Source organism: Kitasatospora sp. NPDC048365 (assembly GCF_043200835.1).
Lineage (GTDB): Bacteria > Actinomycetota > Actinomycetes > Streptomycetales > Streptomycetaceae > Kitasatospora > Kitasatospora terrestris.
On the sequence record NZ_JBICYJ010000057.1, the window covers coordinates 39964 to 50474 of the forward strand.

The 10511-nt window shown below is 74.0% G+C and carries 10 protein-coding genes, 1 rRNA gene and 1 pseudogene; 2 read left to right on the plus strand and 10 right to left on the minus strand.

Translation table 11 applies throughout. The annotated features are described in order from the left end of the window. Positions 1–20: 20 nt before the first annotated feature. The 5 genes from ACGFX4_RS36630 to ACGFX4_RS36650 form a co-directional block, all read right to left on the minus strand. Positions 21–1145 (minus strand): glycosyltransferase, encoded by a 1125-nt coding sequence (locus ACGFX4_RS36630; protein ID WP_393084342.1) that lies wholly within the window; start codon positions 1143–1145, stop codon positions 21–23. A 112-nt stretch (positions 1146–1257) separates the two neighbouring features. Continuing rightward, positions 1258–2160: an NAD kinase gene (locus tag ACGFX4_RS36635; protein ID WP_345699573.1), complete on the minus strand. Its 903-nt coding sequence runs from the start codon at positions 2158–2160 to the stop codon at positions 1258–1260. A gap of 121 nt (positions 2161–2281) precedes the next feature. Beyond that, positions 2282–3088: a TlyA family RNA methyltransferase gene (locus ACGFX4_RS36640; RefSeq protein WP_393084345.1), complete on the minus strand. Its 807-nt coding sequence runs from the start codon at positions 3086–3088 to the stop codon at positions 2282–2284. A gap of 31 nt (positions 3089–3119) precedes the next feature. Continuing rightward, positions 3120–3275: a hypothetical protein gene (locus ACGFX4_RS36645; RefSeq protein WP_393084348.1), complete on the minus strand. Its 156-nt coding sequence runs from the start codon at positions 3273–3275 to the stop codon at positions 3120–3122. Then, positions 3268–4095: a hypothetical protein gene (locus tag ACGFX4_RS36650; RefSeq protein WP_393084351.1), complete on the minus strand. Its 828-nt coding sequence runs from the start codon at positions 4093–4095 to the stop codon at positions 3268–3270. Before ACGFX4_RS36650 ends, ACGFX4_RS36645 begins: the two co-directional genes overlap by 8 nt. 158 nt (positions 4096–4253) lie before the next feature. Between ACGFX4_RS36650 and ACGFX4_RS36655 the strand changes: the two genes are divergently transcribed. After that, positions 4254–4601 carry an alkyl sulfatase C-terminal domain-containing protein gene (locus tag ACGFX4_RS36655; RefSeq protein ID WP_393084353.1) on the plus strand — a complete coding sequence of 116 codons (348 nt, stop codon included), beginning with the start codon at positions 4254–4256 and terminating at the stop codon, positions 4599–4601. A gap of 32 nt (positions 4602–4633) precedes the next feature. Here the strand turns inward: ACGFX4_RS36655 and ACGFX4_RS36660 are convergent, their stop codons facing one another. Further along, positions 4634–5674 carry an HAD-IIA family hydrolase gene (locus tag ACGFX4_RS36660; RefSeq protein WP_393084356.1) on the minus strand — a complete coding sequence of 347 codons (1041 nt, stop codon included), beginning with the start codon at positions 5672–5674 and terminating at the stop codon, positions 4634–4636. Between the two features lie 32 nt (positions 5675–5706). After that, the gene (locus ACGFX4_RS36665) at positions 5707–6246 is read right to left on the minus strand and encodes a tetratricopeptide repeat protein (protein ID WP_393084359.1); all 540 of its coding nucleotides are present in this window, start codon (positions 6244–6246) and stop codon (positions 5707–5709) included. A gap of 93 nt (positions 6247–6339) precedes the next feature. On the opposite strand from ACGFX4_RS36665, the gene ACGFX4_RS36670 reads away from it, so the two are divergent. Beyond that, positions 6340–7704 carry a DUF1015 family protein gene (locus ACGFX4_RS36670; protein WP_393084361.1) on the plus strand — a complete coding sequence of 455 codons (1365 nt, stop codon included), beginning with the start codon at positions 6340–6342 and terminating at the stop codon, positions 7702–7704. A 74-nt stretch (positions 7705–7778) separates the two neighbouring features. Here the strand turns inward: ACGFX4_RS36670 and ACGFX4_RS36675 are convergent, their stop codons facing one another. The 3 genes and pseudogenes from ACGFX4_RS36675 to rrf form a co-directional block, all read right to left on the minus strand. Then, positions 7779–8672, minus strand: coding sequence for a tetratricopeptide repeat protein (locus tag ACGFX4_RS36675; RefSeq protein WP_393084367.1), 894 nt, complete (start codon positions 8670–8672; stop codon positions 7779–7781). A 579-nt stretch (positions 8673–9251) separates the two neighbouring features. Beyond that, a pseudogene (locus ACGFX4_RS36680) lies at positions 9252–10193 on the minus strand (hypothetical protein); the annotation flags it as partial. 232 nt (positions 10194–10425) lie between these two features. Then, positions 10426–10511 (minus strand): 5S ribosomal RNA (gene rrf, locus ACGFX4_RS36685); the annotation flags it as partial.

Genomic DNA, 10511 nt, shown 5'->3' on the forward strand with positions numbered 1-10511 from the left:
GGCCCGGCCGGGCACCGCCGTCAGCGCTTCCCGTACGCCACCAGCTCGGGCACCAGCTCGGCCGGCGAGGGCAGCGCGGCGATCTCCGCCCGGACACCCGCCGCCGCCTTGCGCAGGCCCTCGTCGGTGAGCAGCCGCTCCAGCAGCGCGCTGTCCACCTCCTCGGAGCTCGACCGCAGCCCGATGCCCTGGTCGGCGACCACACCGGCGTTGATGAACTGGTTGGCGCCCTGCGGCAGCACCAACTGCGGCAGCCCGGCCGCCGCCGACGTCCACGTCGACCCGTCACCGCCGTGGTGCACGATCGCGTCAACCCCGCCCACCAGCACCGACAGCGGCACCCACGGCAGCGGACGGACGTTGGCCGGCAGCTCGCCCAGCATCGCCAGGTCCGCCTCGCCGACCGCGAGCAGGAAGTCCGCGTCCACCGCGGCCGCCTGCCGCACCAGCCCGGTGATCGCCCGGACGCCGTCCCACTCGGTCAGCACGGTGCCCAGCGTCACCACCACCTTCGGACGCCCGCCCGCCCCGCCGAGCTGCTCGACCGGCACCACCCCGCCGCCGTTGTACGGCACGTACCGGCTGCGCCAGCCCGTCCCGTCACCGCCCAGCGACGCGGGCAGCACGTCCAGCACCCGGCCCACCACCGGACCGGACACGCCGTGCTCCCGGTACTCGTCGGCGAACTGCTCGGCCAGCATCCCCACCATGGCCGCCGTCGGCATCGCACCGAAGTTGTGCACCACCGTCGGAATCCCGAGCTTCGCCGCGACCAGCGGCGCGGCCGCCTGGAACGGCGCGTGCACCAGCACGTCCGGCTGCCACGCCTCGGCCACCCGCAGCAGCGCCGGCACCGTCACCCGGGCGTGCAGGGCGAAGCCGATCGCCGCGAGCCGGAAGGTCTCCTCGTCCGACCGGCCGTTGGAGACGAACTCCACGCCCTCCTCGCGCATCCGCGCGAAGTGGTCGCCCAGCGTGCCGCCGTCACCGACGTCCACCACCGGGATGCCGGTGTTGCGCAGGAAGTCCAGCGGCGCCGAGCCCGCGAACAGGACCTCGTGCCCGGCCGCCAGCAGCGCGTGCGCCGTCGGCACCATCGGGAACAGGTGACCGGCCGCGGCCGGAGCGGTGAAAAGGAAACGCATCGGTGTCAGTCCTCACTCGACGGAGAGAAAACGCCAGCGCCCCCTCCAACGTCACTGACACTCCGTCAAGTTCCGACCGACGCCCCCGGGTTCCGGAACCCCGCCGCCCACTTCAGTGGGTGTCCGTACGCCCCCGCCAACCGGTCACCGGCAACGCGAACTTCGCCACCAGACGGTCCGTGAACGGCGCCCGGTGCAGCCGTGCGAGCCGCACCGGCGTCTTCCCCCGGCGCACCTCCACCCGCGCCCCGGCCGGCAGCTCCACCGAACGGCGCCCGTCGCACCACAGCACCCCGTGCGGCGTCTTCGGCTGCACCTCCACCGCCAGCACCGAGTCCGGCGAGGTCACCAGCGGCCGCGCGAACAGCGCGTGCGCGCTGATCGGCACCATCAGCAGCGCCTCCACCTCAGGCCACACCACCGGCCCGCCGCCCGAGAACGCATACGCCGTCGACCCGGTCGGCGTGGACAGCACCACCCCGTCGCAGCCGAAGTTCGACACCGGACGGCCGTCCACCTCGGTGACCACCTCCAGCATCCGCTCCCGCGACGCCTTCTCGATCGACGCCTCGTTCAGCGCCCAGTCCTCGTGCACCACATCGCCGTTGGTGCGCACCAGGACGTCGACCGTCATCCGCTCCTCGACCTCGTAGTCGGCGTCCACCACCCGCTCGACCACCACCGCCAGGTCGTCCCGCTCCGCCTCCGCGAGGAACCCCACCCGGCCCAGGTTGATGCCCAGCATCGGCAGCCCCGACTCCCGGGCCAGCTCCGCACCGCGCAGCAGCGTCCCGTCCCCGCCGGCGACCAGGATCAGCTCGCAGCCGTCGGCCGCGCCGTGCCCGCCGCCGACCAGCTCGACGCCCTCCGGCAGATCCAGCCCCACCGCCTCGGCGGCCAGCAGCCGGATTCTGATCCCGGCCTTCAGCAGGCCGTGCACCAGGCCCTCGACGCTGCGCAGCGCCGCCTCCCGCCCCGTGTGCGCGATCAGAAAGACCGTACGAACGTCACTCATCAGCCCGCTGCCCTCTCCCTACGCCTGCCGGTCCCGCCACACAGCGACCCGGTCGAGCCGCCAGTCTGCGCGGCGGTCGGACGCCTGCCAAGTAGCCTAAGTCCTCCGCCGCGGCCGACCGCTACTGCGGGCCCTGTGCCACCGCCCGGTCCGCGTCCGCCGGATCCAGCCGCTCCGCACCCCGGCGCAGCCACAGGAAGTACTCCACGTTCCCCGACGGGCCCGGCAGCGGGCTCGCCGTCACCGCCACCACCCCCAAACCCAGCGCCCACGCCTGGTCCGCCACCTGCCGAACGGTCTCCGCCCGCAGCTCCGGGCTGCGCACCACACCGCCGCTGCCCAGACGCTCCTTGCCGATCTCGAACTGCGGCTTGACCATCATCACCAGGTCCGCGTCCGGCGCACAGCAGCCCGCCAGCGCCGGCAGCACCAGGCCCAGCGAGATGAACGACAGGTCGCCCACCACCAGGTCCACCGGCACCCCGCCGAGCTGCTCCGGGGTGAGCTCCCGGACGTTGGTGCGGTCCATCACGGTCACCCGCTCGTCGCTCTGCAGCGACCACGCCAGCTGCCCGTAGCCGACGTCCACCGCCAGCACGTGCGCCGCGCCCGCGCGCAGCAGCACGTCGGTGAACCCGCCGGTCGACGCACCCGCGTCCAGCGCCCGGCGCCCCTCCACCAGCAGCCCCTGCGGCACGAACGCCGCGAACGCCCCCGCCAGCTTGTGGCCGCCCCGCGACACGTACTCCGGGTCGCTGTCGTCCTTCGCCACCACCACCGCCGCCGACGTCTCCACCTGGGTCGCCGGCTTGGTCGCCGTGGTACCGCCGACCGTCACCCGGCCCGCCGCGATCAACTCGCTCGCGTGCTCACGCGACCGGGCCAACTTGCGACGGACCAGCTCCGCGTCGAGACGGCGTCGTGCCACTGCCACTGGGGAACTCAGCTCCTACGAAGAATCACTCGCTGTCGAGGGCGGCCAGGGACTCGGACAGCCGCCGGTGAACATCTTCGTACACCTCGACCCGCGTCTGCGTGTCCACCCCGTCCAGCTCCTCCAGCCGGGCCAGCGCGTCGTCCACCCCCGGATGGCCGGTCGGCTCCGGCTCAGCCATCGGAACCGCTCTCCTTCGCACTGCTGCTGCGCCGTACCACGGTGGTCTTCTTCGCCGACGTCTTCCGTGCGGTGCCCGCCGCCGCGGTCTTCTTCACCGCGACCTTCCTGGCCGCCGCCTTCTTCGCCGTACCCGCGGACGCGGTCTTCTTCGCCGCCGCCTTCTTCGCCGCAGCCGACGTGCCCGTGGCCTTCTTCGCCGCCGCCTTCTTCGCCGTGCTCTTCTTCGCGGCCGAACCCGCCGCCGAACCCTGCGCCGCCGCCTTCTTCGCCGTGCTCTTCCCCGCAGCCGGCTTCCTCGGCATGGCCTTCCTCGGAGCTGCCGGCGCCGCCGACGGCACGTCCTCCGGCTCCGGCTCGGCCCACTCCTCCGCGTCCCAGCCGTTGCCCGGCTCGGACTCGTAGGCCGGCGCCTCCGCCTCCCAGCCCGCCTGGAACAGCCCGCCCGCCCGGCTCTCCGGCTTCGCCGGCGCCGGCTGCTCCTCCTCGACCTCCCGCAGCTTCGACTCCAGGAAGCTGAGCACCACGCCCACCTTCACCACCTGGTCGCCGACCTTCTCGAAGACCCGCTCCACCTCGCTGCGCGCCACCCCGGTCACCAGGTCGATCCCGGCCCGGCCCGCGGTCACCGCCTCCCCGGCGAGCGTCCGCAGCTCCTCCGGCGACGTCGGGAACGGCCCGCCGAGGCGCCGCTCCAGCTCCGCCACGTCCACCCCGCCGCGCGCCAGCAGCCCCTCCGCCGCCCCCAGCGCCCGCCGCCCCGCCTCCTCGGCGAGCTCCGCGGCGACCACCACCACGCCCCGCACCGCATCCCGCAGCATCCCTGTGCCTCCTCGCTCGCGCCGTGCACCGGACTTCCCGACACCCGACGCTACCCCCAACCCCCGCCCGCCCGCCGCAGCTCGGCCCTCCGGCTCCGCCAACCGCTGCGCTAGCGTGGACCGGACGAGTACCCGCCCGCACCAGGAGCCCCACCGCCATGGCCAGCATCGAGGAGTGCCGCACGGCACTGGAGCAGCTCAGCCACAACCTCGCCGGCTCCGGCGGCGACGTCCGCAAGGCGGCCGCCCTCGACCGCTCGCTGACCTGCCACCTCACCGACCTCGACCTGACGTTCACCGGCCGCCTGCGCGACGGCCGGATCACCGACGTCACCGAGGCCCCCGGCAGGCCCGCCACCAAGGCCGACATCCGGCTCACCATGAGCGGCGACGACCTGGTCGCCCTGGTCGGCGGCAAGCTCAACTTCGCCTCCGCCTGGGCCGCCGGACGGGTCCGCCTCGAAGCCGGCTTCCGCGACCTGCTCCGCCTGCGGACCCTCCTCTAGCCCCCGGGGCGTACGCCCCTCTGGGCCTGCGCCTACAGCGCCAGCTCGGCCAGCGCCTTCCGCCCGTCCGCCGCCGCCCCCGTCGCGTCCAGCGCCGACCAGGCGGCGCCGCACAGCGCCCGCAGCCCGTCCCAGCGCTCCCCCGCGCCCTCCAGCCGCAGCGCACCGTCCACCACCGACGCCGACCAGCCGCCGCAGCCGAACACCCCACCGCCCAGCGCCACCACCTCCGGCTGCGCCTCCAGCAGCCCGCGCAGGTCCTCCGCCAGGTACGTCGGCCGGTGCTCCACCGGCGCCGACAGCAGCATCGCCGGGGTCGTCACCCCCGTGAACACCAGCAGGCTGTCCACTCCGCCGTTGAACGCACCCTCGATGTCCGTGTCCAACCGGTCACCGACCACCAGCGGCCGCCGCGCACCCGTGCGGATCACCGTCTCCCGGTGCATCGGCGGCAGCGGCTTGCCCGCCACCTCCGGCTCCGCCCCGGTCGCCGCCCGCACCGCCGCCACCAGCGTCCCGTTGCCCGGCGCGATGCCCCGCGCCGTCGGAATCGACATGTCGGTGTTGGACGCCACCCACGGCAGCCCCCGGCCCACCGCGTACGAGGCCTCCGCCAGGTCCGCCCAGCCGATCGTCGGGTCGTAGCCCTGCACCACCGCCGCCGGATCGTCGTCCAGCGAACGCACCGGCACCAGACCGCGCTCGACCAGCGCCTCCTCCAGCCCCGCGCCGCCCACCACCAGCACCTTCGACCCGGCCGGCACCCGCTCCGACACCAGCCGCGCCGCCGCCTGCGCCGAGTTGATCACGTCCTCCGGCTCGGCCGGCACACCCAGCTCCGACAGGTGCGCCGCCACCACCCGCGGCGGCCGCGAGGCGTTGTTGGTGACGTACGCCAGCCGCATCCCCGCGGCCCGCGCCACCGCCAACGACTCCACCGCGTGCTCGATCGCGGCCGGGCCGGCGTACACCACCCCGTCCAGGTCCAACAGCGCGGTGTCGTACGCCCCGGTCAGCGGACGGTCGCAACCGCCCGGTGCGACCCGGGACCCTCCGGCGGCGCCCTGCGTCATCCCTCTTCCACCTCTGCCATCTCGTCGGTCGGCTACACGCCCTGCTCGGGGTCCTGCGGCGGCGCCTCGTACCCGGGCGCACCCGGCAGCAGCGGCCCGTAGGCACCCGCCCGGGCCGCCAGCGTCGCCCGCGTCTGCCGCAGCGCCGCCCGATAGTGCGCGTTCTCCGGGCTCATCGCCACCGCCAACGACAGGTGCTTCGCCGACGCCTCGAAATCACCCAGGCGCGCCGCCGCCACTCCCCAACCGAACTGAGCGTAGTCGTCCGTCGGATCCGCCTGCGCCACCGTCCGGAAGTTCTCCAGTGCCTCCGCGTACGACCCCGCGTCGTACTGCGCCCGGGCCAGCGCCTCCCGGATCGATCTCGACCCCGGCTCCGCCTCCGCCGCCCGCGCCAGCAACTGCACCGCCGCAGCCGGATGCCGCTGCTCCAGCAGCAGCACCCCGCGCCGGAACCAGTCGTAGACGCCGCCCTCCGGCAGCCCCGCACCGTCCTCCCCCGCACCGCCGCCGGGAATGCCCGCCCCACCGTCCGCGCTGTTGCCGTTCAGGTACCCGTGCCCACCCACCATGCCGTACCCCGCTTCCGGTCCCACCGCCCGCGGCCGCCGCGGCCGCGCACATAGTGATCTCTCAACAAGGACTACCCGACTAACATGCCCAAGATGAGCTCACACCGTGCCGAAAGCGGCGCAGAGCCCTCGGCGGGCGGCCCCGGAGACCCCGGCCACGTCGCCACCGCAGGACTGTCCCTGTCCCCGTTCCGGGGCCTGCGCTACGTCCCCGACCGGGTCGGCACGCTGGCCGCCGTCACCTCACCCCCGTACGACGTCGTCGACCCCGACCGTCGCCTCGACCTCGAGACCGCCGACCCGCACAACATCGTGCGCCTCATCCTGCCCCGCCCCGAACCCGAGGACGCCGGCGACCGCCCCGACCGCGACACCCGCTACCGGCACGCCGCCCGCCTCCTCGCCCAGTGGCGCCAGCAGGGCGTCCTCACCGCCGACCCCGTCCCCGCGCTCTACGTCTACGAGCAGCGCCTGCACGGCGACGGCCCCGACACCCTGCAGCGCGGCCTGATCGGCGCCCTCGCCGTCAGCGGACGCGAAGCCGGCGTCGTCCTCCCCCACGAGGACGTCATGCCCCGCCCCGTCGCCGACCGCGTCGGCCTGATGCGCACCACCCGCGCCAACCTCGAACCGCTGCTGCTCACCTACCGCGGCAACGGCGGCGCCGCCGACGTCATCGAGCGCACCGTCCGGCAGGAGCCCCTGCTCGCCACCACCACCAGCGACGGCACCGACCACCGGCTGTGGGCCGTGACCGACCCCACCGACCTCGCCAAGGTCACCCGCGACCTCGCCACCTGCCGCGCCCTCATCGCCGACGGCCACCACCGCTGGGAGATGTACCTGCGGCTCCAGCGCGAGCACCGCCACCTCCCCCGCAGCCCCTGGGACCGCGGCCTGGTCCTGCTCGTCGACACCGCCCGCTACCCGCTGGCCGTCCGCGCCATCCACCGCGTCCTCTACCGCCTCCCCCTCGACCGTGCGCTCGCCGCCCTCGGCGACCACTGGCAGGTCAAGGACGTCCCCGGCCCGCTCGACGCCGCCCTGCACGCCCTCGCCGACGCCAAGCACTCGGACGCCAACGCCTTCCTGCTCACCGCGGGCGACGGCACCTACCGGCTGCTCAGCGACCCCGACCCGGCCCTGCTCGCCGACACGGTCCGCACCGACCGCCCCGAGGAGTGGCGCCGGCTCGACGCCACCGTGCTCCACGAGACCCTGCTCGACCACACCTGGCGCCTCCCCGACGGCCCCGACGACATCGGCTACCTGCACTCCGCCGAAGCCGCCGAGGCCGAGGCCGCCCGCACCGGCGGCACCGCCGTGCTGCTCCACCCCGTCGAGGAGCGGGTGGTCCGCCGTCTGGCCGAACAGGGCGTCACCATGCCGCGCAAGTCCACCTCCTTCGGCCCCAAGCCCGCCACCGGGCTGGTCCTGCGCTCCCTCGACCTGGGCTGAGAAACGCGAAGAGCCCCGGTACGCGGATGCGTACCGGGGCTCTTCGGTCAGTCGATCAATCAGTCGATCGCGGATCAGTCGCGGTCGGTGCGCTTCGGCGCCTCGTCCTCGTAGTCCTCGTCGATCTCGACGTCGTCCTCGTCGTAGAACTCCTCGACGTCTTCCTCGTCCTCGAAGATCATCCGGTCGTCGCCGATCTCGTCCTTGGCGATGTGCCGAGCCGGCTTCGCCCCGGCCTCCGCCTCCTCGACGTCCTCGACGTCGTCGTCCTCGGCGTCCTCGTCGAGCGCGTCCACGAACTCGATGCCGTCGATCTCCGCCAGCCGCTCCGACGCGTTGGTCGAACCGTCGGTGTCCGCCTCCGCCGCTTTCGCGAACCAGTCGCGCGCCTCGTCACCGCGGCCCGCCGCGATCAGCGCCTCCGCGTACGCGTACCGCAGCCGCGCCGTCCACGGGTGCACCGCGCTCGACGCCAGCTCCGGGCTCTGCAGCGTCACCACGGCGGCCTCGAACTGCTCCATGTCGCCGCGGGCACCCGCCGCGACCAGACGCATCTCGACCTGGCCGGCCTTGTCCAGCTGCTTCACCTCGGGCTCACCGGCCATCGCCAGCGCCCGCTCCGGACGGCCCAGACCACGCTCGCAGTCCGCCATCACCGGCCACAGGTCCACCCGACCCGTCATCCGACGAGCCGCGCGGAACTCCGTCAGCGCCTCCGAGTACCGCTGCGTCACGTACGACGCGAAACCCGCCGCCTCGCGAACGCTCGCGACCCGGGACGCCAGCCGCAGCGCGACGCGCGAGTACTTGTACGCCTCCTCCGGCTCGGTGTCGAGCAGCCGCGCCACCATCACCAGGTTGCGCGCCACGTCGTCCGCGAGGGTCTTCGGCAGGCTCTTCAGGTCCTGACGGACATCGGCGTCGATCTCGAAGCCGGTCACGTCGTCCGGGATCGGCAGCCGCTGCACCGGCTCGTGACGGCGCTCGTCCTGCTGGTCCCGGCGGTAGCCGCCACGCTCGCCACCGCGGTCGTCACGACGGAACCCGCCGCGGTCGCCACCACGGTCGCCACCGTACGAACGCCCACCGCGGTCGCCGCCACGGTCGTCACGGCGGAACCCGCCACGGTCACCACCGCGGTCGTCGCGGCGGAAGCCACCGCGGTCGCCGCCGCGGTCGTCACGGTCACGGCCGTAGCCGCCCGAGGGACGGTCGTCGCGACGGAAACCGCCGCCCTGCGGACGGTCACCGTAGGAACGGCCACCGCGGTCGCCGCCACGGTCGTCACGGTCGTCGCGCCGGTACCCGCCCTGCGGACGGTCGTCACGGCTGAAGCCGCCCGACGGACGGTCGTCCCGACGGAACCCACCGCGGTCGCCGCCACGGTCGTCACGGCTGAAGCCGCCCGAGGGACGGTCGTCACGACGGAAACCGCCGCCCTGCGGACGGTCGCCGTAGGAACGGCCACCGCGGTCGCCGCCACGGTCGTCACGGTCGTCGCGCCGGTACCCGCCCTGCGGACGGTCGTCACGGCTGAAGCCGCCCGACGGACGGTCGTCCCGACGGAAACCGCCACCCTGCGGACGGTCACCGTAGGAACGCCCACCACGGTCGCCACCGCGGTCGTCACGGTCACGGCCGTAGCCGCCCGAGGGACGGTCGTCGCGGCGGAAACCGCCGCCCTGCGGACGGTCGTCCCGACGCGGGCGGTCGTCACGGTTGAAGCCGCCGCCCTGGGGACGGTCGCCACCGAAGGAACGGCCGCCGCGGTCGTCACGGTCGTCGCGACGGAAACCGCCGCCCTGGGGGCGGTCGCCGTAGGAACGGCCACCACGGTCGCCACCGCGGTCGTCACGGTTGAAACCGCCCGACGGACGGTCGTCCCGACGGAAGCCACCACCCTGCGGACGGTCACCGTAAGAACGGCCACCACCCTGCGGACGGTCGCCACCGAAGGAACGGCCGCCGCGGTCGTCACGGTCGTCGCGACGGAAACCGCCGCCCTGGGGGCGGTCGCCGTAGGAACGGCCACCACGGTCGCCACCGCGGTCGTCACGGTTGAAACCGCCCGACGGACGGTCGTCCCGACGGAAACCGCCACCCTGCGGACGGTCACCGTAAGAACGGCCACCACCCTGCGGACGGTCGCCGCCCTGGGGACGGTCGCCGCCGCGGTAGCCGCCACCCTGGGGGCGGTCACCGTAGGAACGGCCACCACGGTCGCCGCCACGGTCGTCACGGTCACGGGAGCCGTAGCCACCCGAGGGACGGTCGTCCCGACGGAAGCCACCGCCCTGCGGACGGTCACCACCGCGGTCGTCACGACGGAAGCCACCACGCTCTCCGCCGCGGTCGTCGCGACGGAAACCGCCCTCACCCCGGTCGTCCCGGCGCGGGCCACGATCGTTGGGCCCGCCCCCACGACGGGGCTCGTAACCGCGGCCCCCGTCCGATCGACGCTCGGGACGGTCCTGGGACGGGTTAGACATGCTGGTGACTCCTGTCTGCTGCTACAAGCTGTGGCGCCAGCGACCGTCGATCGGTCCCAGCGCGTCCGGGCCGCCGGCCCCATGGCCGCGTGCCCACCTCATCCATTGTCCGGCATCCGCTGTGGTCCGGCCCCTGCAAGCAGAGGCCGGCACCGCCTCGGAGCGGCGGTACTACCAAAAAAAGACCGAGGCCCCCAGCGAAATCGCTGGGGGCCTCGGTCTTTGAATGATTGTTCGGCGGCGTCCTACTCTCCCACAGGGTCCCCCCTGCAGTACCATCGGCGCTGTGAGGCTTAGCTTCCGGGTTCGGAATGTAAC